This window comes from Streptomyces sp. DT224, assembly GCF_049844595.1.
Taxonomy (GTDB): Bacteria; Actinomycetota; Actinomycetes; order Streptomycetales; family Streptomycetaceae; genus Streptomyces.
In genome coordinates, this window is the sequence record NZ_JBNCLI010000008.1 from 421,450 (window position 1) to 442,847 (window position 21,398).

The 21,398-nt window shown below is 70.1% G+C and carries 18 protein-coding genes and 3 pseudogenes; 14 read left to right on the plus strand and 7 right to left on the minus strand.

The features are described 5' to 3' along the window. The first annotated feature begins 256 nt into the window (after positions 1-256). Positions 257-2,545, plus strand: coding sequence for an FAD-dependent oxidoreductase (locus ACLQ2N_RS22385; RefSeq protein WP_425815722.1), 2,289 nt, complete (start codon positions 257-259; stop codon positions 2,543-2,545). Between the two features lie 69 nt (positions 2,546-2,614). Here ACLQ2N_RS22385 and ACLQ2N_RS22390 read toward each other — a convergent pair whose 3' ends face one another. Both ACLQ2N_RS22390 and ACLQ2N_RS22395 read right to left on the minus strand, forming a co-directional pair. Beyond that, the gene (locus ACLQ2N_RS22390; RefSeq protein WP_425815724.1) at positions 2,615-3,403 is read right to left on the minus strand and encodes an IclR family transcriptional regulator; all 789 of its coding nucleotides are present in this window, start codon (positions 3,401-3,403) and stop codon (positions 2,615-2,617) included. Positions 3,404-3,639: 236 nt separating this feature from the next. Further along, positions 3,640-4,665, minus strand: coding sequence for an acetylxylan esterase (locus tag ACLQ2N_RS22395; RefSeq protein ID WP_425815726.1), 1,026 nt, complete (start codon positions 4,663-4,665; stop codon positions 3,640-3,642). Positions 4,666-5,758: 1,093 nt separating this feature from the next. On the opposite strand from ACLQ2N_RS22395, the gene ACLQ2N_RS22400 reads away from it, so the two are divergent. The 5 genes from ACLQ2N_RS22400 to ACLQ2N_RS22420 all read left to right on the plus strand — a co-directional run bounded on the left by ACLQ2N_RS22400 (position 5,759) and on the right by ACLQ2N_RS22420 (position 10,933). Beyond that, on the plus strand, positions 5,759-6,277 hold the full coding sequence (locus tag ACLQ2N_RS22400; protein WP_425815728.1) for a hypothetical protein: 519 nt from the start codon (positions 5,759-5,761) through the stop codon (positions 6,275-6,277). A 119-nt stretch (positions 6,278-6,396) separates the two neighbouring features. Next, positions 6,397-9,246: a helix-turn-helix transcriptional regulator gene (locus ACLQ2N_RS22405; protein WP_425815774.1), complete on the plus strand. Its 2,850-nt coding sequence runs from the start codon at positions 6,397-6,399 to the stop codon at positions 9,244-9,246. A 267-nt stretch (positions 9,247-9,513) separates the two neighbouring features. Continuing rightward, positions 9,514-9,669 (plus strand): hypothetical protein, encoded by a 156-nt coding sequence (locus tag ACLQ2N_RS22410; protein ID WP_425815730.1) that lies wholly within the window; start codon positions 9,514-9,516, stop codon positions 9,667-9,669. A 392-nt stretch (positions 9,670-10,061) separates the two neighbouring features. After that, on the plus strand, positions 10,062-10,265 hold the full coding sequence (locus ACLQ2N_RS22415) for a cold-shock protein (protein WP_425815732.1): 204 nt from the start codon (positions 10,062-10,064) through the stop codon (positions 10,263-10,265). A 248-nt stretch (positions 10,266-10,513) separates the two neighbouring features. After that, positions 10,514-10,933 carry a hypothetical protein gene (locus ACLQ2N_RS22420; RefSeq protein WP_425815734.1) on the plus strand — a complete coding sequence of 140 codons (420 nt, stop codon included), beginning with the start codon at positions 10,514-10,516 and terminating at the stop codon, positions 10,931-10,933. A gap of 149 nt (positions 10,934-11,082) precedes the next feature. Here ACLQ2N_RS22420 and ACLQ2N_RS22425 read toward each other — a convergent pair. Next, positions 11,083-11,214: pseudogene (locus ACLQ2N_RS22425) on the minus strand (IS256 family transposase); the annotation flags it as partial. Between the two features lie 108 nt (positions 11,215-11,322). Next, on the minus strand, positions 11,323-12,207 hold the full coding sequence (locus ACLQ2N_RS22430; RefSeq protein WP_425815736.1) for a LysR family transcriptional regulator: 885 nt from the start codon (positions 12,205-12,207) through the stop codon (positions 11,323-11,325). Positions 12,208-12,341: 134 nt separating this feature from the next. Here ACLQ2N_RS22430 and ACLQ2N_RS22435 point away from each other — a divergent pair, with 134 nt between their 5' ends. Together ACLQ2N_RS22435 and ACLQ2N_RS22440 are read left to right on the plus strand one after the other, a co-directional pair. Next, on the plus strand, positions 12,342-12,938 hold the full coding sequence (locus tag ACLQ2N_RS22435; RefSeq protein WP_425815738.1) for a DUF1772 domain-containing protein: 597 nt from the start codon (positions 12,342-12,344) through the stop codon (positions 12,936-12,938). Positions 12,939-13,369: 431 nt separating this feature from the next. Continuing rightward, positions 13,370-14,155, plus strand: coding sequence for a class I SAM-dependent methyltransferase (locus ACLQ2N_RS22440; RefSeq protein ID WP_425815740.1), 786 nt, complete (start codon positions 13,370-13,372; stop codon positions 14,153-14,155). On the opposite strand, the pseudogene ACLQ2N_RS22445 reads toward ACLQ2N_RS22440, so the two are convergent. The 3 genes and pseudogenes from ACLQ2N_RS22445 to ACLQ2N_RS22455 form a co-directional block, all read right to left on the minus strand. Next, positions 14,120-15,254, minus strand: a pseudogene (locus tag ACLQ2N_RS22445) (IS630 family transposase). The gene ACLQ2N_RS22440 and the pseudogene ACLQ2N_RS22445 overlap by 36 nt on opposite strands. Before the next feature lie 935 nt (positions 15,255-16,189). Continuing rightward, the gene (locus ACLQ2N_RS22450) at positions 16,190-16,651 is read right to left on the minus strand and encodes a hypothetical protein (protein ID WP_425815778.1); all 462 of its coding nucleotides are present in this window, start codon (positions 16,649-16,651) and stop codon (positions 16,190-16,192) included. Between the two features lie 55 nt (positions 16,652-16,706). Next, positions 16,707-17,054: pseudogene (locus tag ACLQ2N_RS22455) on the minus strand (SDR family oxidoreductase); the annotation flags it as partial. A 124-nt stretch (positions 17,055-17,178) separates the two neighbouring features. On the opposite strand from ACLQ2N_RS22455, the gene ACLQ2N_RS22460 reads away from it, so the two are divergent. The 6 genes from ACLQ2N_RS22460 to ACLQ2N_RS22485 all read left to right on the plus strand — a co-directional run bounded on the left by ACLQ2N_RS22460 (position 17,179) and on the right by ACLQ2N_RS22485 (position 21,276). After that, on the plus strand, positions 17,179-17,850 hold the full coding sequence (locus ACLQ2N_RS22460) for a ScbR family autoregulator-binding transcription factor (protein WP_425815742.1): 672 nt from the start codon (positions 17,179-17,181) through the stop codon (positions 17,848-17,850). Positions 17,851-18,151: 301 nt separating this feature from the next. Continuing rightward, on the plus strand, positions 18,152-18,433 hold the full coding sequence (locus ACLQ2N_RS22465) for a hypothetical protein (RefSeq protein WP_425815744.1): 282 nt from the start codon (positions 18,152-18,154) through the stop codon (positions 18,431-18,433). Between the two features lie 261 nt (positions 18,434-18,694). After that, complete coding sequence (locus ACLQ2N_RS22470) at positions 18,695-18,817, plus strand: hypothetical protein (RefSeq protein WP_425815746.1); 123 nt, start codon at positions 18,695-18,697, stop codon at positions 18,815-18,817. Further along, on the plus strand, positions 18,814-19,275 hold the full coding sequence (locus ACLQ2N_RS22475; protein ID WP_425815748.1) for a ScbR family autoregulator-binding transcription factor: 462 nt from the start codon (positions 18,814-18,816) through the stop codon (positions 19,273-19,275). The genes ACLQ2N_RS22470 and ACLQ2N_RS22475 overlap by 4 nt, the downstream gene beginning before the upstream one ends. Positions 19,276-19,762: 487 nt before the next feature. Beyond that, positions 19,763-20,632 (plus strand): AfsR/SARP family transcriptional regulator, encoded by an 870-nt coding sequence (locus tag ACLQ2N_RS22480; protein ID WP_425815750.1) that lies wholly within the window; start codon positions 19,763-19,765, stop codon positions 20,630-20,632. A gap of 353 nt (positions 20,633-20,985) precedes the next feature. Beyond that, on the plus strand, positions 20,986-21,276 hold the full coding sequence (locus ACLQ2N_RS22485; RefSeq protein ID WP_425815752.1) for a hypothetical protein: 291 nt from the start codon (positions 20,986-20,988) through the stop codon (positions 21,274-21,276). Positions 21,277-21,398 lie beyond the last annotated feature (122 nt).

Consider the following 21,398-nt stretch of genomic DNA (forward strand, 5'->3'; position numbering starts at 1 on the left):
GGGATCGTTCTCCATATCGCGCGATGGAGTCAACCCTTTTGGTCGGTGAATCGCCGGTTCTGTGCAGGACCCGCGAACTCATGCCACCTGCAGCGAACACGCGCTCCGGTGCGTGGTGACCGAATCGGTGGCCGCAACGGAACTTACAACGAATCCCGCTAGCTGAATAGTGGTTGCACAATATGGATGTGATGTACGTTCAGGGCTGCTCCGCTATGGCGGGAAGTGTCCGAGCACCACATCGAGGAGGCCGCACGTGCGGGAAGAAGAGGTCCATTACGACATCGCCGTGATCGGCGGCGGACTGGCGGGGACCTGTGCGGCCATCGCCGCGGCCCGGCTCGGCCGGCGCGTCGCCCTGGTCAACAACCGGCCCGTCCTGGGCGGCAACGCCAGCAGCGAGATCCGCGTCTGGGTCTGCGGCGCCTCCGCACACGGCGTGCACCGCTGGGCCCGCGAGACCGGAATCATGGGCGAGCTGTACACCGAGAACCAGTACCGCAACCCCGAGGGCAACCCGTACTACTGGGACCAGGTCGTGCTCGACGCCGTCCGCGCGGAACCGAACATCGACCTTTACCTCAACACCGACGTGCGCGAGGTCGACGCGAGCGGCTCCGACGACAGCCGCGAGGTGCACTCCTGCACCGGCTGGATGATGGGCTCGGAGCGCCGCATCACCTTCCACGCGCGCCAGTTCCTCGACTGCACCGGAGACGGCCTGCTCGGCCACCTCGCCGGCGCCCACTACCGCATTGGCCGCGAGGCGCAAGCCGAGTTCGACGAACCCTGGGCGCCGGTGGAGGCCGACCGGGCGCTGCTCGGTTCGACGATCCTCTTCCACACCAGGGACACGGGAGCACCGGCGAAGTTCGTACCGCCCGCCTACGCCAAGGACCTGTCGACGACGCCCATCCTGCGCAACCGCATCCTGCGCACCGGGGACAACGGCTGCGACTACTGGTGGATCGAGTGGGGCGGCGAACTCGACACCGTCCACGACAACGAGCGCATCCGCGACGAGCTCCAGGCCGTCATCATGGGCATCTGGGACCACATCAAGAACTCCGGCAAGTTCCCGGACGCGGAGAACCTCACCCTGGAATGGGTCGGCAGCCTCCCCGGCAAGCGCGAGTACCGCCGCTTCGTCGGCGACCACGTCCTCACCCAGCGGGACATTCTTCAGCAGCGCCAGTTCACCGACCGCGTCGCCTTCGGCGGCTGGTCCGTGGACCTCCACCCCGTTCAGGGCATGTACGCCGACGAGCCAGGGGCGCGCCAGAGGTACGCCGACGGCATCTTCCACATCCCGCTGCGCTCCCTCTACTCGGCGAACGTCACGAACCTGCACTTCGCCGGGCGCAACATCTCCGCCACCCACATCGCCTTCGGGGCCACTCGCGTCATGGCCACCTGCGCCACACTCGGCGAGGCCGCGGGCACCGCCGCCGCGCTGTGCGTCGCCGAGGGCCTCACACCGCGCCAACTCGCCACGGAGCGACCGCGGCTGGTGCTTCGGACCCTGCTGCGCCAGGACGCCTCCGTGATCGGCGTCGCCGACGACGACCCCGGCAACCTGGCGCGCACGGCCCGCGTCAGCGCCTCCTCCCACCTGGACCGGCTGGCCGCCGAGCCCACCGAGGGCAAGCCCGGCACCCCGTACCCGCTCGCCCGTGACCTCGCCCTCCTCCTGCCGGTCGACCCCGCCCTCGACACGGTCGACCTCCTCGTCCACGGCGCCCAGGACGGCACCGACCGCGAACTCACCGTCGAACTGTGGGGCACGGGCGCCCCCGAGAACGCGGTCCCCGCCGACCACCTCCTCACGACCACCGTCACGGTCCCGTCCGGCGGTCCCCACTGGGTCACGGCCCGCCTCGGCCACCGCCCCGACACCCCCCGGAACGCGGTCCTCATCGTCCGGGCCTGCGCGGACACGGCCCTGGTCCTGCTCCCCGAGCGCACCGACGGCGTCCTCGCCCTGCGCAGGAAGGCCGAGGGGGATGCGGCCGTCGACCACGACATCCCGGAGGAGGACGGCCAGCTGGTCCTGGAATGGCAGGCGCGCGGCCTGCGCCGCCAGACCTTCGCCTTCCGGGCGGCCCCCGGCACCGCGGCGTTCCACCCCGAGCGGGGCGTGGGCGGATACCAGCGGCCCTACGGCGGCCCCAACATGTGGTCCTCCGCGCCGGAGGGCACCGGAGAGTGGCTCCGTCTCGACTGGCACGACGAGCAGGAACTCACCGAGACACGCCTGGTGTTCGACGACGACGTCGACGAGTACCTGAACAACCTGCACCGCCACCGCACCCCGTACGACGTCATGCCGGAACTGGTGCGCGACTACCGCGTCCAGAGCCGGGATGCGGCCGGTACGTGGCACACCCTCCTGACGGTGACCGACAACCGGCGCCGCCACCGTGTGCACGAGCTGAGGGCCGCGGACGGCGGCCCCGTACGTACCCGGGCGCTGCGGCTCGTGGTCGACGCGACGCACGGGGCACCGCACGCCCACGTGATCGCCTTCAAGGCGTACGGGGCGTAACCGCACGGCAGGCGCGCAGGGGGCCGGTGGGAGCCGATCGGCCCCCACCGGCCCCCTGCGCTGTGCGCGTCAGAGCGCGCCGAGCGCCTGACTGATGGCGTCGGCGGCCTCGATGACCTCGCGGACGAGTGCGAGACGCTGCCCCTCGGTGTCGGAGCGCTCCCCGAGCAGTGATGCAGGACCCCACAGGGAAATGGCGGCGACCACGTCCCCCGAAGCGTCACGGACGGGCGCGGCCAGGGACGCGCGGCCCAGGGCGCGCTCTTCGGCCTCGACGGCGTACCCGGTGCGCCGGACGGTCTCGATCTCCGTGTCGAGGAGGTCGTGACTGGTGGTCGTGTACTCGGTGTGCGCGTCGAGGGGATCTCCCAGCAGCCTGCGACGCTCCTTGGGAGAGAGACCGGTGAGCAGGCACTTGCCGATGCTCGTGGCGTGCAGCGGGGCGGTGTGTCCTGCCTGCGTGTAGGACTTGGGGGCGCGGGGGCCCTCGAAATTGCACAGGAACATCAGCTCGCCACCTCGGCGTACGGCCACGTTGGCGCCGAGCCCGGTGCGGGTGGCGAGGCCCTGGAGCACCGTGCGGGCCGCCCGGTGCACGGGGTGGCGGTTGGTGGCGGTGGCGGCGAGGGGGAGCAGGCCGAGGCTGAGCCGGTAGAGGTTGCTGACCGGATCGCGTTCGACCATGTCGAGGCGTTCAAGAGTGGACAGCAGGCGAGACGTGGTCGACGAGCCCAGCCCGGTCAGTTCGGCGACGTCGGAGACGCGGAGCTCGGGTCGGCCGGAGTCGAGTGCGCGCAGCACCGAGACCGCTCGTTCGACGCTCTGGTTCGTGCCGGCGTCAGTCCCCCGCGTAGCCATGACCCTCCTTGTTTTGCAAACGGCTTGCACAATCTGCATCAGCATATCGTGCATGATTGACGCCCGTACTGGGAATCGGCGACCGCAGCAGTTCCGCGTCGGCATGCGCGAACGCGCGCGCCGACGTCGCGGAACCGCCAGGTCGCGGGGGTGAAGACGTGGGGGGTGGCCCGACCCGGTGTGGGCCCGGTCACGCTACGTTCTGTCAGACGGTGCGGATGCCGGCCTGCGGGCTGTCAGGCGGTGGGGCGCGACGCTTCCGCCCGGCCCGCCGTCGACAGGAAGTGTCGCTGAGCCTCTTCCAGCGTCGCTGTCTCGGCCGGCTCGCCGGGGTGGTCGAAGTGACCCGCCCGCAGAACGAGGAGCTCGCGCGGCCCGGCCAGCGCGTTGTGAATCGCGAACTGACCCGGCGGCGGTACCGACGGATCGAAGAGGGCGGCACCCACATGGACGGGAATGCGCAGGTGGCGGGCGGCGGTCGCGGCGTCGAAGTATGCCAGGACTTCGAGTACCGAGGGGTCCTCGGCGAATCGCGCTCGCACCGATTCCCCGCTGCCCGTGCACGGCAGTGTCACCCGCAGCGGATGGTTCCCGAAGGTCGGCACCGTCAGGCCGGCGGCCTGGAAACGGTCGTCCCATGGAAGCGCCAGCGCCCCGATGCCGCCGCCGAAACTCGTCCCCAGGTACGTCAGCCGCCCGGCGGTCTCCGGCACCAGCCGCCGCAGTGCGGTGGCCGCACACCAGACGTCCGCCACGCACTCACCGATGAGGTACGACTCCCGGGCGCCGATGCCCTGCAGCACGTGGCCGGCCGATGTGGGGGGCACACCGGGCAGCAGGCTCCGCGTTCCGAGCCCACGCAGACAGGGCCAGATGGTCGCGGTCTCCGGCGGCGCCTGCCCGAGGTCCGGGGCCGCCCGGCCTCCGTATCCGTGCGTCGACACACAGCCCTGCGTGACCCGGCCGTCGGCGGGGACGGTCAACCAGCCCCCGATGCGGACGCCGTCCGTCGACATGTACGAGACGTCGGCGACCCGCACACCGCCCACCGTGGTCCAGGGTCCCTCGATCCGGGGCTCCGGATCGACGCTCATCGCACGCGCGTGGCGCTCCCGCCAGAAGTCGGCGAAGTCGTCCGGCCCTTGCGGAGCGTCCACCGCGAGGAGGCGCGGCAGGTCGTGTCCATGGGTGGGGTCGAAGGGGAAATCATGGTGGAGCGGGCTGAGTTCACCGTCGTGCGACGTGAGCGGATGGGTGGGCACGATCTCTCCTTGTTCGGTGTGCGCGGATCCGGCCTGCCGGCCACGTCCGTCGGGTGGTGTGGTCACCGCGGTCGGTCCCCGAGGACGAGGGGCGGCCGGTCCGGGAGTGGCGGTGCGCTGGAGGCCAGGAAGACGTCAGTCTCTCGCCCGGTCCCCGGTTCCGGGCCCCGACGACCGAGGCCGCCGGGCAGCCGCGCGGGTCACGGAGCACCCGCGGGACGCCGCCCGGGAGAGGACCGCGGACGGGACGGCAGCTTGGTCCACAGGGTTTCGGCCCCGCTCCGTCGTCGGCCATCGGCCCGGTTGCCTCGCGACGCCCCGCCGGCGAAGTCCCCGCGGCGATCATCATCGCCCGCGCGACCCTACGGCGATATGCCTGCGCGTCGCAACAAGTGCGTGCCCGTCGCCCGGAGAAGAACGGCCAGATCTGCCGTGAAACCCTCTGGCGTCCCTGACTGGCTCACATGCAGACCCGCTTGGACGGACCGCGGTTTGCCCGTGCTGCGACCAGACCGCGGAGCCGGGCGAGCAGCACGTCGAGTGGACGTCGGACGAGGGCATTGCCTGGGGACGGAACGCGAAGCCGCCCCTCGGCTTCGGACCGGGCGTCCGGCCAGGCGGGCACTGCGGGGTCCTGCGCGGACCTCACCGTGGACGGCGTCGCCGTGCTTGACGCCGGTGGCTCGCAGATTCCAACTGGCCAAGCGGTCGCAGAACGGCCGTCTGAACGTCCGGAACCGCGGCGCCACCAAGGCCGCAGCCGTGGACACCATACGCAGACGCTCGCCCCCTGGCCGTCGATCCGCTACGCGTTCTGAGGGACAAGACCTGCCGTTCGGAGGATGCGGAGCCCACCGGCACTCGTCGGATCCGTCTCCGAGGGCGTCGGTTGAATCCCCGCTTCACTCCCCGGGCCGGCCGCGCTCCGTCTTACGTGCCCCATGTCAGTGGAACCACGGATTCGCTCGGTGCCCGGCCGGTGGGAGATGTGCGACCGGTCCGGTGAGCTGCGGCGCGCGGGCTACCTGTGGGGCAGTCAGGTGCGAAAGGGGTCGGGGGAGTGGCACGGGAGCCTGGGAGGTGGCAACGGAGGGTGGGCACAGCCGGGGCGGTTGTCAGCCTCGCCGTCGCGGGGTGGCTGATCCGGGTGCTGCCCGGACCTCATCTGGCGGCCGTGCTGGGGATCGGCCCCGTCGACGGCACCATGACGATCTCGTCGTGCTACGAGGCCACCGATGCGGAGGGGTATGACGACGGCACCGACTGCACGGGCATGTACACGCCTCACGCCGAGGGCGGGACCCGGCACCGGATCACGCTGGACAAGGCGGCAACGTCACACCGGCCCGGAAGCACTGTCGAGGTGCGGCTGGCGCGGGGCAGAGCCCACGAGCTGTCCGGATACGCCGTCGGGACGTGGGTCACGGTCAGCGGGCTCCCTCTCGGGCCATTTCTGGCGTTGTCGCTGTCCTTCCGCGCCTCGGCTCGGCACGGTGAGTGGAGCCACAACGGGGATTACGTCCTGGTCTTCATCGCGGCTGAACTGATCTCGCTTCTACTCGGATGCGTCGCGGGCGTCACCGTCTCGCTCGGCATCGCTCTGTCCGGCTGATCCGAGCACGTGTGTCCGAGCGAGTGCCGGACAGTGCGTCGACCAACGTGGTAGACATTGCCGTGGAGTTGGGCGAAAAGAGCACGCACAGGGGATCGCCGGGCACTGGCCGGCCGTACATAGGCGAAAGCCGGCTCGTCGGTCGCATGGCTGAACTGCGATTGCTCGACACGGTGGTCGATCGACTGGACCTCGAGACCCCGTCCTTCGTCGACATCACCGGCGAGGCGGGGATCGGCAAGACACGGCTGCTGGCCGAGTTCTGTCTACGTGCGCGGCGCCGCGGGGTGACCGTGCTGCGCGGCCGGGCGGCGGAGTACGAGCAGCACCTCCCGTTCCACCCCTTCACCGACGCGTTCGCCGCGCTGGACGAGGGCCCGACGCGGGACCCCGATCTGCCGGAGGTCGTTGCACGCGTCCTTGCCGGCGCCGGCGCCGGCGCCGATCGGCAGTCGACCGTCGCCGACCGCTTCGGACTGCACCGCTCGGTGGCACACGCACTGGCACTTCTCGGTCGGAACGGCGGTCTGGTGGTCGCCTTGGACGACGTGCACTGGGCGGACCCGGCCACCGTGGAACTCGTGGACCATCTCGTCCGACACCCCGTGCCCGGCCCCGTCGCCCTGGTCGTCGCCCGCCGGGACCGACAGACCCCGGCCGCTCTCTCCGCGGCACTCACGCGTGAACTCGGCACCGAGGCGGTGCTCCGGATCGGTCTGGGACCGCTCGCGGAACAGGCATGTGCCGAAGGCATCGCTCCTGGCCTGCCACGCGAACACACCGCGCGACTCCATGCCGCAGCAGGGGGCAACCCCCTCTACTTCCTCTCCCTCCTGCACGCGCACCGCGAGCAGGCCCCTGAAACGGACGCCTCGGTCACCGCGGCGAACGGCATCGACACGCTGCTCCTCCATGAGATGGCACCGCTGGCGCCGTCGCAGCGGCGTACGCTGGAAGCCATCGCCGTGCTCGGCGACCAGACAGTCCCGTCCGTCCTACGTGCTGCGACCGGACGGAACGACGACGAACTCGATGACGACCTGTGCGCCCTGGCGAGCCGTGACCTCGTGCGAACGGGCCCCGGGGGCCGACCGGCGTTACGTCACCCCGTGCTCCGTACGGTGGTGCACGAGTCAGTGTCCACCCGGCGCCGCACCATGATCCATCACGCGGCCGCCGTAGAGCTGGCTCGTATCGGCGCCTCCCCCGTCGAGCAGGCCCAGCACATCGAGCGATCGGTCACCACGTGGACCCCGCAGGCCCACTCCGTGCTGAAGCAGGCGGCCGAGCTGACCGCTTCGACGGCCCCGACGAGTTGTGCGCATTGGTTGCGGACGGCCCTGCGGCTCCTGCCCGACGCACCCCAACACGATCGGGAACGCCGCGACCTGATGCTGCGCCGCGCACGTGCACTCGGCATCTCCGGAGGGCTGCGCGAGGCGCGTTCCCTGTTGCACGAGGTAATCAGCACGGCCGGACCCGATGAAACCGGTGTACGGACGTCGGCGGTCGTACTGTGCGCCCGGGTGGAACGCTACCTCGGCCATTACGCGGAGGCGGCAGCCCTTCTCCACCGTGAGATGAACAGGCAGCCGGCGCCGTCCGACCGCGTCGCGATCGGGCTCGAGCTCAGTTCCTCGGCGCCGCACAACGCCTCGTATCCCGGCATGCGGAGCGAGGTCACCCGGACGCTCGCGGATGCCCGGTCCCTCGGCGACGAGCACGGTGAGGCAGGGGCACTCGCGATCGCCGCGTTCGGCGAGGCATACGAGGGCCGGGTGGGGGTGGCGAACGGGTATGCGACACAGGCCGCCAGGCTGCTGGACGGTCTGCCCGACGGCGATCTCACCGCTCTGTGCGAACCACTGGGCAGGCTGGGGTGGTCAGAAGCGTTTCTCGGCCGCTACGCCGACGCCGAGCGCCATGCCGATCGGGGACTGCGGATCGCCCGGGCCACCGGCCAGGTCTATGTCCTCCCACTCCTGTTGCTGTGCAAAGCACACGTCCGCATCCAGGTCTGCCGGCTCCGGTCGGCCATGGACCTGGCGGACGAGGCCGAGGACATCGCCCGTGGCATCGGCAGCAGCGAACTCCTCGCCTTCGTCCTCGCAAATAAGGCCCAGGTGCGCATCGCGGGCAGTGCCCCCGGGGACCCGGAGGCGCTGACGGCCGCTGAGGAGGCGGTCAGGCTCATGGGCCCGAACACCAACTGGCGTGCGGCCATGGCGTGGTGCATGCTCGGCTACGCCGCACTGACCGGCGGCGACCCGCATCGTGCCCGTGCGGCGCTCCTGAGGGCCGGCGGCGACGACCTGGGGGGCCTGCAACCCTCGATGCGTCCCCTTTTCTTCGAACTCCTCGTCACAGCGTCCTTGTTGCTGGGCGATGCCGCATCCGCAGCCCAGTGGGCCGAGCGCGCGCACGAGGACGCCGAGCGGCTCGGCCTGCCGGTGCAGCGCGCCTCCGCGATCCGGAGCGCGGCACAGCTCGCACTGCACGACGGCGACCCCGGGAGGGCCGCGAACCTGCTGGCACAGGCGGCATCGCTCTGCGCAAGGTCCGGGGCGGTCTTCTGGGAGGCGCGGTCGCTGCTGCTCGCGGCTCCCACCATGACGGCAGCCGGAATGGAGACCCGGGCCGCGGCCATGTGGGACGAGGGACACCGGCTGGCAGCCGCTGGAGACGCCGGCCTGCTGCTCGGTCTGGCGGCACTGACCCGTCCGCCGGCACCCGATGCGACGGGCGCCATGACGTGGCCGGCCACGTTGACCCCGCGCGAACGGGAGATCGCCGGACTGGTGGCCGAGGGCCTCACCAACCAGGCGATCGCCTCCAGGCTCTACCTCAGCCACCGAACGGTCGAGACACACGTCTCCCGGGTGTTCCGCAAGGCCGGCGTGACCACCCGTACCGCCCTCGCCGCCCTGATGGCCCACCCCCGATCGGTGGGGTCCACATCGCCCGGGTGAGCGGGCCGCCACCCCGCCTCGCCCCGGGCGGCCTGCCCGCGAACTTACGTATATGAGTGCGTAGTTCCACCGACGCCCCGGGAGGACAGCTCCGGGATACTCACGCCATGAGCTTCCCGACGGAGCAGTGTTGTCAGCGGAAGCTCGCCGACTCCCTGCCGGGCAACCGTCGTCGGCCGACCGGCGGGGAGTGAACACTGTCTGGTCAACAAGGCCCTGCGCATGGGAGAGTCCCCCGTGGTATCCAAGGTTCGCGTGCTTCTAGGCATGCTCGTACTCCTGGCACTGGCCATCGCCGTCATCGTCCTTCTCGCGACGATGAACGCCGATGCCATCTGGTTCACCTTCGTCCCCACCGGCATCCTCGTGTTCGGCGCGCTCGTCGCCCATTCGCTCGGATGGTTCAACAAGAAGGCCGGATGACTGGCCCGGCACACCGGTGATCGGCTCGTGGCAGCCCCGCAGTCCGTTCCCCGAATGTCCCTCCCGGACGGCCCTGCCGGAGTCGCTTGCCGTTATGTGGCCGTCCGGGCGGACCAGGGGAAAGCCGTGGTGCGGGGCCGTGCGGTGGGTCAGTACGTGGGGGGCGCCACCGACCGCGCCGCCATGACCAGCCTCACCCTCCCGCTGGACGGCGTCCCCGCGGGTCTGCCCCTGCTGCTGCGCCGCATCTGCACGGACGGCGCCGGGGTGGGTGTGTCGTCCGTCGAAGAGGCGGGTCGGTACGGGGTAGAACGGGTGCGGCTCCTGCTGCCAGGGGCCGGAGCATGCCCGGAGGGCTGGGCTGTTCCTGGGATGGACAAAGGATCGACAGTATGGCCAGCGGCACCGTGAAGTGGTTCAACGCCGAAAAGGGTTTCGGTTTCATCGCGCAGGACGGCCGAAGCCCGGACGTCTTCGCGCGCTACTCCGCGATCCAGGGCAGCGTGTACCGTGAGCTGACGGAGGTCGAGCACGTCACCTTCGACATCGGCCAGGGCCAAAAGGGGCCGCAGGCACAGAACGTCACCCGGGGCTGACCGGGCGAAGAGGTGGCTGCCGGGCCGTCAGCCACCTCGCACGACCCGCTGGTGGCCGGATGGCAGACCTCGAAGGGCCCGACAGCGCTGAGCGGGTGGCCCCGCCGGCCACCAGCGTTATGCCCTGCCACGGGAACCCCCGCCTGCCCTTCTCGCCGCGGGCGCCTGCCCGAGGGTGGCCTCCGGAGCAGCCACGGTCGGACCAGCGGGCGGGCATGGACCAACTGATCAAAGAAGGGCAGGCGGCGATGGCCGACAAAGTGCACGGAGAAGACCGGGGCCCGCGGCGGCACGAGCGGCCACCGGGAATGGACGACGCGACGGTGGAGGCGCTGGGGCTGCTGTCCCAGGCTCTGGAGACCACGCAGCGGGCCCGCGGGCGCCTGTACGACTTCCACCAGCTGACCGGGAACGCCGACAAGACGGTCGGCGAGGCGGTGCGCCGGCTGCGGGAGGCCGGACACGACGAACACGCCGCCCTGGTCGAGCGCGAGGTCCAGGGCACCGACGTCCTGCCGGGCATGTGGACGTACCAGATCATCGAGGCATACGACGGCGGGTACCACCGGCGCTTCACCGAAGTGGAACGCCGGGTGCGCGACGCCCTGAGCGGCGGCCGCACCCACATTGCCGAAGCCGAGATGAAGCAGCGCCGCGAGACGACCTGACGACCTGGCCGTTCCGGGGACTTCGTCGCCCGAACGCGTCCTCACTGCTACGCGCGCCGCTGAACGGAGCCCGGCGCGGCGGACCCCGGAGCAGGCCGCCCAGCATCGGCATGGGGAGCAGAGCGGACTCGGCCAGCTTGAACACCCTCGCGAGCGCGGCCGCCGCGTGTGACCTTGGTGCGGAGCTTGACCGTGGAAAAGGCCGACTCGATGGGGTTGGTGGTCCGCAGGTGAATCCAGTGCTCGGCAGAGAAGTTGTTGAACGCGAGCAGTTCGTCCCGGACGGTCACCGCGCCTCCTTCCGGAACGGGGTGCCGCCCACGGACTTCGAAGAAGGTGTCCCGAGCGACGCGGGTCGCACACAACGCCACGTCGGGCGAACGGCCCGGTTACAGGGTCAGTGGGCCGAGGTCTGCTGCCGTGGAGGCGAGTGTGCGGATGGTGTCGGTCTCTGTGTCGCTGCGCCAGCAGAATGCCCAGTGGCTTAGGGGTGCGTCGTGGATCGGGACGTAGGCGATGTCCGGGCGGGGGTAGTAGCGGGTTCCGTGTGCGAAGGCCGGGCAGACTGCCTCGCCGGTCGCGACGACGGCGAACAGTTGGGTGCCGTCCGACACGGACGGGCCGGCGGGGATGGGGCGGCCGCTCGGGGTGAGGGCGGGGATCAGGGCCTGTCGCCAGTAGGCGGGGGATGCTCCGGTGACCACGGCTTCGTCGGCCAGGTCCTCGTACGAGACCGAGGCACGGGCGGCCAGTCGGTGGGTGGCGGAGACGACGAGTACGACGGGCTCGGTGCATACGACCGGGCCGACGGTCAGGTCGGGCTCCTCGATGGGCAGCCAGGCGAGCAGGACGTCGACGGTTGCGTCGCGCAGCCGGGCGAAGGGGTCGTCGTAGGGGATGGCCCGGATCTGTACGGTGCAGGCGGGGCGCCGGGCGGCGAACTCGTCGAGTAGTGGCCGCAGGTCACCGGTGTTGCTGGAGATCATGCCGAGCCGCAGCACATCTGGTTGGCCGCGGGCGGTCTGCGCGGCGCGCTCCAGGCCGTGACGCAGTGCCTGGTATGCGGGGAGAAGGTCGTCGTGGAGCTGCTGTCCGAGCGGGGTCAGACGGACGTGGTGGCTGGTCCGTTCGAAGAGGGCGCCGCCGATGCCGCGTTCCTGCTTCTTGACCGCCTGGCTGACGCGGGCCGGTGTCACGTACAGGCGCTCGGCGGTGCGGCCGAAGTGCAGTTCCCGCGCCAGCGTCAGGAAGATCTCGATGTCCCTGAGTTCCACGCTCTCCTCCTCTGCGTTAACCCGCAGGTTAACGTGCCTGTCCCAGAGAGGCGTTGCCCGGAACGGGCCGCCGGCCGGAGGCTGGGGCAGCGCCCTGCCGGGCGCCTCGTAGTGGATCGTGGGAAGAACTCGGCATGCGACACCTCCAGACCGGCACGATGCTCGTCACCACCCTTTTCGCGGGGCTCATGGCCGGGCTCTTCACGGCCTTCGCCTACTCGGTGATGCCCGGCCTCGGCCGATCCTCCGACCGTACTTTCGTCGAAGCGATGCAGGACATCAACAAAGCAATCCTCAACCCCGTCTTCATGCTCCTCTTCATGGGTTCCCTCCCCCTGCTCGGGCTGGCTGTGTTCCTCGCGTGGCGCGGCCAGACCCGCTCCGCGCTGCCGTGGCTGTGCGCGGCACTGGTGCTGTACGTCGTTGCCTTCATCGTCACCAGTGGCGTCAACGTCCCCCTGAACGACACGCTCGCCCGGGCCGGTGACCCGGACCGTATCCGCCGTCTCGGAGCGGTGCGCGGCGATTTCGAGGGCCGCTGGGTCGCCTGGAACGTCGTACGCGCGCTCCTGCACACCGCTTCCTTCGGCTGCCTCCTGTGGGCGCTGGTCCTGCATGGAGCACACCGCGCCTCGGAAAAGACGGACGACGCGGCGCCCCCGCGCATCCCGGCACCTGTTGCGGGGCTCTGGCAGCCGGGCCCGTACCAGCACACCGCCTCGCGCTGGTGAGGCCTGGCGACCACTGCCCTCATGAGTCGGAGCGGTGAGCAAGCGGCCGCGTTCTTCGGAGACGTTGCCATTCTGGACCAATCGGATGATTCGCTTCCGGCGGTGTGCGGACCTGACCTGGACCACCCGAGCCGTGAAAGCGAGGACCAGAATGACAACGCTCTCAGCCAGAGCTAGTGCCGCATCAGACAACGTTCGCCCTGTAGCACCGCTGGAGAACTCGTCGAAATGGTCTCCCCGGCACGGCCGAGGATGGCCCCTTCCTGCCCCCTGATGGGTGCTTGGGCGAATGTCGGGTCGGAATCTGGAGGGTTCCTTCCCCGCCTGCTGCGGGGGCCGCAGTAGCCCATTCCACCCATCGCCATATGCTGCCTGACCTGGCCTTCATTCCCCGCCGTTCCTATCATCGACCTCGGTCGAAAGGGGGCCGGATGGACCGGACCGTACGTACCGTCGAGGACGTTCTCGCGCTTCTGGACGGACTCTTCACATCTCAATCCGAGGCTGGCCGCTCGGCAACCGGCGACGGCAAGGGCTTCTGGGACCGCTTTTACGCCGACCGGTCAAGGCCCGTCCCGTTCTTCGCGGCGAAGCCGGACGAGAACCTGGCCGCCTACCTCGACCAGGGCTTGATTGCTCCCGGTCGAGCCCTGGACCTGGGGTGCGGGCCAGGCCGCAATGCTCTGTACCTTGCAGCGCGCGGCTTCGAGGTAGACGCCGTCGACCTCTCTCCCATTGCCGTCGCCTGGGGCGAGGACCGGGCTCACGAGGCCGGAGTCGACATCCGCTTCATGTGCGGTGACGCTTTCGCGCTCCCCGCCAACGAGTTGAACGGCCCGTACGACCTGGTCGTCGACTCAGGGTGCTTCCACCACCTACCGCCTCACCGCCGCGTCAGCTACCTGGCCCTCCTCGACCGCGTCCTCGCCCCTGGCGGCCACCTCGCACTCACCAGCTTCGCCGCCGGCGATGCGGGAATGGGGTCGGAACTCACCGACGCTGACCTCTACCGGCAACGCGAGCTGCAAGGCGGCCTCGCCTACACACCCGAATCGCTGCGCTGGGTCTTCTCTGACCTGGTAGAGGTCGAACTGCGCCGCATGCGCGAGGAACCCCCTGAGTCAGCACTGTTCGGCGTGACGTTCCTGTGGACCGCATTGTTTCGTCGTGGCGCGGCTGTGTCAGGCGACGTTGGCCCTGTCGACGACGGCGCGTAGGCGCCGGTCGTCGGCGTGGCGGTTTCGCCAGATGATGTAGCGGCGGATCATGCTGCCCTGTTCCTTGTGGGTGGCGTGGTCGGTGCCAACCAGGGTGAAGTAGCGCAGGGCGGTGAACTGGGCTTCGGTGCGGTTCAGCCAGGAGCTGTTAGTGGGGGTGTAAGCGATCTCGACATTGCTCGCTGCCGCCCAGGTGCCGACCCGCTGGCACCTCTTCGTGGTCAGGTGCGGCGAGAAGTTGTCACAGACGATCGCGATACGGACCTCAAGCGGGTAGAGGCTGCGCAGGTAGCGGCAGAACTCCAGGAACTGGGTGCGCTTCTTGATCGGCTTGATGTGGCCGTAGAGCTTGTCCTTGGCCAGGTTCAGGACGGCGAACAGGTGTCGCACTCCGCCGTAGCGGTTGTAGGTCGCCCGGCGTCTGCGGCGGGGTTCGCGGTCGGGGCCCCTGTGCTTGCCTCCGCGTTCGGTCCACTGCTGGCCCGGGTGGGGCATCAGGTTGAGGGGCACGAACTCGTCCATGCAAAAGATGACTTCGGGTGCGCCGTCCTCGGGTATGACCTCGCCGTCGGCGATCGCGTGGTGGTGCTCGACGTGCGCCTTCTTGGCCGCGCAGTGCGGATCACGGGAGGTCTTCCAGGTCTTCAGGCGTTGAAAGGAGACGCCTTCCTCGCGGGGCAGGATGCGCAGGCCCTCGTGGCTGATGTCGTCGACCACCGCCCTCGGCGACCAGGAAGCCGGCCAGTTTGGTCAGACTCCAGGTGGAAAACGGCAGGCCGTGCTCGGTGGGCCGGGACTTGGCGATCCTCTTGATCCCACGGCGCTCGGGCAGCGTGAAGGTCTTCGGTCGGCCGCCCTTGTACTTGGGATAAAGGGAGTCGAAGCCGTCGGTGTTGAAGTTGTGGATCACATCGCGGACCCGGTCGTCGCTGGTGAACGACACTTCGGCGATTCTCGCCACGGGCATGCCCTGCGCGGACAGCAGCACCATCTGGGCCCGCCGCCAGGTCACCACCGACCCGGTGCCCCTGCGGATGATCCGCAGCAGCCGCCCGCCCTCGTCATCGTCGATCTCCCGGACCTGCACTCGTTCTGCCACGGGAACAGCATGGCGTTTCCGCGCCGTCCGGACCGACACCCGGACGGCGCGTCACAACAGGGCCAACGTTGCCTGATGCGGCTGGGAGTACATCGGTCATCCAGGCATTCTCGGTCCCACTCGTAGCCGTTTGCGGTATGTGCCACCAGATCCCGACGGGTGCATGTCCGCTGTCCGCGGTGGGGGAACGAAGTGAGGGACGGCGGGAGTGACGAAGCGGCCGGCGCGCGGGAGGTGGTGCCGGACGGGCGCGCGCCCGTACCGGGCCGGAGGACGGCAGCCGTCTGCCGCAGCCCCTCCCCGGGCGGGCGTCGGAACGACGAAAGGGAGCCGGCCACGACACACCCGGCCTCGTAAGCGGCCGCGGAGCGGTCCAGGCCGACGGGTGCATACGCTGCTCGCCCCGGCGCCGGCACGGTCAGGGTTCCAGGGCCTGCCCTGTGAACGGGGGCTCTTGTAGCGGAGGAGCCAGGCGGTCACCGCGGCCCGGTCGAACTCCGGATGCACTTCCGGGGTTGCCTGGGGCCGGGGTGCACATCCGTCTGAAGCGTCCGCACGGCCCGGGAGGCGGCCTGCGGGTGGAAGCGGGAAGTGGGGCCCGGGCCGTCGCCGGGCTGTCGCGGCCGCGGTAGAGCGCCCTGGGGCCGGGCCCGTGCTCACCGCTGCGCCGGTGTCTGCTCCGCGGTGTCAGGGTCTTCTCCGGTTCCGGTCGCTCGGGACGCGAAGGCTGCCGGGACCGGCCCTGCCACGCCGGTGACTCCGGCGACCAGGCGGCGTACGGACAGGTCGGTGTGCAAAGGGCGGCCGACGGGCGTTACGTAGGTGAGGCGCCGTGCGTAGCGGTTGTGGCACCACTCGGTGAGGCGGCCGCAGCTCCGCAGCCGGAGATCGTCTCGGTGACATGGCCGGCCGGTCCGATTGAGGGGCTTCAGTTCCTATTCGTTTGTGGCGGCGCCGGGTCGGAATCTATGGAGGTGGTTGGTTGCCCAGTTGCGGAAGGTTCGGGCGGGGTGGTGGAGGAGGCGGGGGAGCGTGGGGTTGATGTGTGTTTTTGGGCTGGTGTGTTGGTGTGTGGCGCTTTCGAGGAGGGCGGTGGTGATGTCGGGTGGGTAGCGGGTGCGGAGGGCTGTGTGGGCTTGTTGGGGGGTGAGTTCTTCGCAGTGGATGGGGTGGCCGAGGAGTTGGGCGAGTTGGGTGGTCTGGTCAGTGGGTGAGAGGGCTTGTGGGCCGGTGAGGGTGTAGGCCTGGTGGGTGTGGTTGTGGGGTGTGGTGAGGGTGAGGGCGGCGGTTTCGGCGATGTCTGCGGGGTGGACGCAGGCGTTGGGGGAGGTGCTGTAGGGGGCTCGTACGACGTGGCTGGTGCGGATGATGTGGGCCCAGGCCAGGGTGTTGGACATGAAGGCGCGGGGGCCGCAGGAGGGTCCAGTTCATGCCGGAGGTGCGCAGGAGGTTTTCGTTGTGGCGCTGGCGGCGGGTGATGAGGTCGGTGGCGGCGGGGTCGGTGACGGCGGCTGCTGAGAGTTTGACGATGTGGCGGACGCCGGCTGCGCGGGCGGGGTTGAGGAAGCGTGTGTCGTCCTTTCCGTCGGGGTTGGTGACGAGGAAGGCGGTGTGGACGTTGTGCAGGGCGTGGGCCAGGGAGGCGGGGTCGGTGAAGTCTGCCTGGACGATGTGGGCGGCCGGTGGGGCGTGGGTGAGGTGTTGGGGGGTGTCTGGCCATGATGCGCAGGGGCTGGCCGGGGGGAGGTGGCGGAGGAGTTCGCGGCCGATCGTCCCGGTTGCGCCCGTGACGAGGATCATGGTTTTCCTTTCCTGCCGGGCATTTTCCCGGCCCGGGTGGTGGGGAGTGGCGGGCCTGTAAGATACGAACTGGACGGTTTCTTTTTGCTGGGTGGCTGTCCGTTCCGAGGAGGGAGGAGGCGTAGTGGCTGAGCAGTTGCGGGCTATCCGTACGCGGCAGGCGATTCTTTCGGCGGCTGCCAAGGTTTTTGAGGAGCATGGGTACCAGGCGGCCACGATTTCCCAGATCCTCACGGAGGCGGGGGTGACCAAGGGGGCGCTGTACTTTCATTTCCATTCGAAGGAGGACCTGGCTCAGGGGGTTCTTTCCGGGCAGGACCAGCGGATTTTCGTGCCGGTCCGTGCGTCCAAGGTGCAGGAGGTCGTGGATGTCGTGATGCTCCAGGCGCACCGTTTGCAGACGGATCCGATGGTGCGGGCGGGTGTGCGGCTGACGATGGATCAGCTGACGGAGAGTATTGACCGCAGTGGTCCGTTCCTGCGGTGGGGTGAGGTGGGTGTGGATCTGCTTCAGCGGGCACAGGCGCAGGGTGAGTTGCTGCCGCATATTTCGCCGGTGGAGACTGCTGAGGTCATTGTGGGGTCGTTTGCGGGGATTCAGTCGATGTCGCAGGCGGTGTGTGAGTACCGTGATCTGGTGGTGCGGGTGTCGGCGTTGATGCGTCATCTGCTGCCCAGTGCGGTGGTGCCGTCGGTGCTGGCTTCGCTGGATCTGTCGGAGTCGCGGGGTGCCAAGGTGTATGCGGAGGCGGTCAGGGCGGCCGGTCTGCGTGATGTTCTGGAGACCGCGGGCTGAGAGCGGTGGGGTGTCCCGTCGTGTGTGGGTGCCCGGGCCGAAGTAGGTGGTCAGGGTGTGCCGGAGGCTGCCGTGGCCGGGGGCCAGGCGAGGTAGCCGTCGGGCCGCAGGAGTGCTGCCTCGTGGGGGATGCCTGGTGTGGGCTGTGTCTGCACGGTGTGCATGAGAGGGGCCCAGTTGCGGGCTTCTTTTTGAGGCTATACACGGCTCCGCCGGACCCGCCCTGCTGACCAGCTACGACACAGAACGCCGCCCGCTCGCCCGCCGCGTACTCGACGCCACCCACGCCCAGCTCGCCCTGATGCGCCCCGGCCCCGAGACAAACGCCCTGCGCACACTCTTCACCGGCCTGCTCACCGACGAAACCGCAAGCACACACCTCAGCGGCCTGATCAGCGCGCAGGACATCGTCCTGCCCGACCCCACCGGCACAGGCGGCCCCGCCGCCGGCACCTACCTCACCAACACCGCACTGCAGACCCCGCACGGCGACACCGGCATCATCGCCCTGCTCCACGACGGCCGGCCCCTCCTGCTGCTCCCGCACAAGAAAGCCGACTGGCGAGGGCGAGTTTCCAGTTGAGGTTCAGTGCGTCGAGGATGCCGGTGCCCGGGCGAGAAGAAACCTGTCGGGCGGTTTCTTTTGTTGGTTTGCGGTGCGTTTCCCGGGGGGAGAGCGGCTGGAGGAAACCAACTGTTTCCGGGCTCCGTGCGCGTCGGCCCCGGGGCCCTATAAACCAACCAGCCGTGCGGTTTGCTCAGGTGTGCACGAGTCAGTATGGAGAATCCAGGGTGAATCGGGCGGCTTGTGCCGGTTTTTTCACCTCGCCCGGAGGAGGACACGATGGTGAAGCAGGCGCGAGCGGCTGTTGCGCGTCAGGCCCTCATCTCGGCCGCCGCGGAGGTCTTCGGCGCCGACGGGTACGCGATGGCGACGCTCCCGTTCATCAGCGGCCGGCCGGAGTGAGTTCGGGCGCCCTGCACTTCCACTTCCCGAACAAGGACGCGCTGGCGGCCGCCGTGGAGGCCGCCGCCGAGTTCGCCCTCGCGCCGGCCGAGCAGAGCGCGCGCGGCGCCGAGGGGGGCGGGCTCCAGGGGCTCGTCGCCGCCGTGGGCCGGCTGATGGACGCGGTCAGCGACGACCCGGTCGTGCGCGCGGGCTTCCGGCTGGGCGGCGACCCCTCGCGCAAGAGCGGGGCCAGGCTGCGCGAGTGGTGGTACGAGTGGGTGCGCAACGCCCTCGTCCGGGCCCGCGCCGACGGGGAACTGGCCGAGGACGTCTCGGCCGAGGCGGCGGCGGTGGTCATCGTCGCGGCGACCCTCGGCCTGGAAACCCTCGGCGCGGCCGACCGGTACTGGCGCTCCGCGGAGCGGCTGGTCCAGCTGTGGTCGTTCGCGCTGCCCCGGCTGAGCCCGGTGCGATAGCGCCGCAGCCCGGGACGCCGCTGTTCACGTACCCCGCCCCGGCCGCCCGCCGGGCGCCCCGCCCCGGCCACCGGCCCCCGCCCAGGCCCCCGCCTTGGCCCCGTCTCGGCTCCACCCCCGCCCCGCCCCGGCCACCCCCTGCCCCGGCCCCCGTTCCGGCTCCGCCCCGGCCCCCGGCTCCGGCCGCCCGCCGGGCGCGCTCCGGCCCGGCTCCGCCTCTGGCACCACCTAGAAAAACAGTCCCCACGGTCTGGTAATTCGGGCGCCAGTCGCGGGGCGCGGGCCCCTGAATGCTCTCTGTTTTGGCCGTATTTGGGGAAACTTATCGGGTCATGGCGGCCGTGCCTCGGGGGCTGCCGGGTCTCCCCGTGAGACTAAACAGGGCGTACGGTTTGGTATTGACATACCGCTCATGCTGTTTTTTAATCGCTGGGTCAGCAGAGGTTCCCGGCCGTCCCGGCGGCCGGGGGATGACGGGGGAGACGGCGTGGACATCTGTGTACTCGGCACGCTTGCCGTGCGGGAGCTGGGAACTTCGATCACACCGACCGCGCCCAAGCCCCGGCAGGTGCTCGCTCTGCTGGCTCTGCATGCCGACGAGGTGGTGCCGGTGGGTGCTCTCACCGAGGAGCTGTGGGGGAGTGAGCCGCCGCGCAGTGCCCGGCCCACCCTGCAGACCTACATCCTCCAGCTGCGCGAACTGATCACCGCCGCGCTCGAATTGCACGGCGAGGGCACCCGCACGGCCAAGGACGTTCTGCTCACCGTGCCGGGGGGGTACTTACTCAGGGGTGGTAGCGGCGGCCACGATGTGCAGGAGTTCGAGCGGCTGGCCGGCATGGGGTACCGGGCGATGGATGCCGAGGACTTTCCCGAGGGTGCGCGGCTGCTGCGTGAGGCGCTGGCCCTGTGGACCGGTCCGGCGCTCGCCGACGTGCACACCGGGCCGCACCTCGACACCCAGATCAAGCGGCTGGAGGAGAGCCGGCTGTGTGCTCTGGACCAGCGTATCGAGGCCGATCTCAGGCTGGGCCGCCACCGTGAACTGCTCTCCGAGCTCACCGTCCTGCTCAGCAGGTACTCCACGCATGAGAGCCTGTGCGGCCAGTACATGCTGGCTCTCTACCGCTCCGGGCGGCGCGGTGAGGCGCTGGACGCCTATCAGCGGCTGCGCTCCACGCTGGTGCGCACGCTCGGGCTGGAACCCTCGCCCGCGCTGGCCAAGCTGCAGCGTTCCATCCTCATGGCCCGGCCCGAGGGTGCGGGGGCGGGCGGAGTGCGGCTCGCCCGAGAGGGCGGCCGTGCCGGCCGGGGGAGGGCATGTGATGCGGCGTATGCGGGAACAGGGCCCCGATGAGTGACGATCCGGTGCCCGCGGTGGTCCTCGCGCCGGTGCCGCGTGCGGCCCGTGCGTCGAGGCGAGGCCGATCTTGCCAGTTCGCTTCCGCTGTTCAGGTCTTCGGTGGTCTCGGTTGCATGGGGGAGTTCGGGTTGGGATCGGCGTCCGCATCGGCGTGGGCGGCGCGTTCTGTTCGGGCGGCGGCGAGATTTAGTGCAGCCGTTTCGCGTCCAAGGCTGGGTCTGGGCCGATGACCATCCTGGCCTCGCCGCGTGCCCTCGAGGTCTGCGGCGCCGCCCGCGCCCTCGGCATCGGGGTGGTGGCCGGGGCGGGTGCCGGGCTCGTCGGTCTGTGGCGCGGTGTCCCGGGCGGTGCAGCCAACGTGTCCGAGCGCGTGGTGGGCGCCCTCGTGGTGGCTGCCCGCGCCACCGGCACCCTGCACCGTCGGCACTCTGTGCCCCGTCCTGGTCGCCTTCCTCGGTGACCCGGACGCGGTCGCGGGCGTCATGCGCCGTACCGGCATCCGCGTCGTCCAGTTCCACGCCTGCCGGCCGCCCGCCAGTGTCCGGGCCCTGCGTACGGTTCTGCCCGAGTCGGTCATCGTCAAGGTGCTGCACGTCTCGGACGGCACCTGCCCGCAACGCCCTCTGGTCGGGGCGTAGGAACGGGCCGGCACCGGCCTTTTCCTCATCGACGCCATCGCGGCGACCAGGCCGCCCGCGTACAGGGAGGCGCCGGTGAGGGTGAACCAGAGCGCCGAGTCCGTCCGGACCTGGGACAGCCA

Coding starts and splice junctions, on each gene's coding strand:
- ACLQ2N_RS22470 (WP_425815746.1), top strand. CDS start 18,695: ATGGTGAAGCAGGCGCGAGCGGCTGTTGCGCGTCAGGCCCTCATCTCG.
- ACLQ2N_RS22410 (WP_425815730.1), top strand. CDS start 9,514: ATGCTCGTACTCCTGGCACTGGCCATCGCCGTCATCGTCCTTCTCGCG.
- ACLQ2N_RS22420 (WP_425815734.1), top strand. CDS start 10,514: ATGGCCGACAAAGTGCACGGAGAAGACCGGGGCCCGCGGCGGCACGAG.
- ACLQ2N_RS22440 (WP_425815740.1), top strand. CDS start 13,370: ATGGACCGGACCGTACGTACCGTCGAGGACGTTCTCGCGCTTCTGGAC.
- ACLQ2N_RS22465 (WP_425815744.1), top strand. CDS start 18,152: ATGCGCCCCGGCCCCGAGACAAACGCCCTGCGCACACTCTTCACCGGC.
- ACLQ2N_RS22450 (WP_425815778.1), bottom strand. CDS start 16,651: ATGTCCAACACCCTGGCCTGGGCCCACATCATCCGCACCAGCCACGTC.
- ACLQ2N_RS22390 (WP_425815724.1), bottom strand. CDS start 3,403: ATGGCTACGCGGGGGACTGACGCCGGCACGAACCAGAGCGTCGAACGA.
- ACLQ2N_RS22415 (WP_425815732.1), top strand. CDS start 10,062: ATGGCCAGCGGCACCGTGAAGTGGTTCAACGCCGAAAAGGGTTTCGGT.
- ACLQ2N_RS22435 (WP_425815738.1), top strand. CDS start 12,342: ATGCGACACCTCCAGACCGGCACGATGCTCGTCACCACCCTTTTCGCG.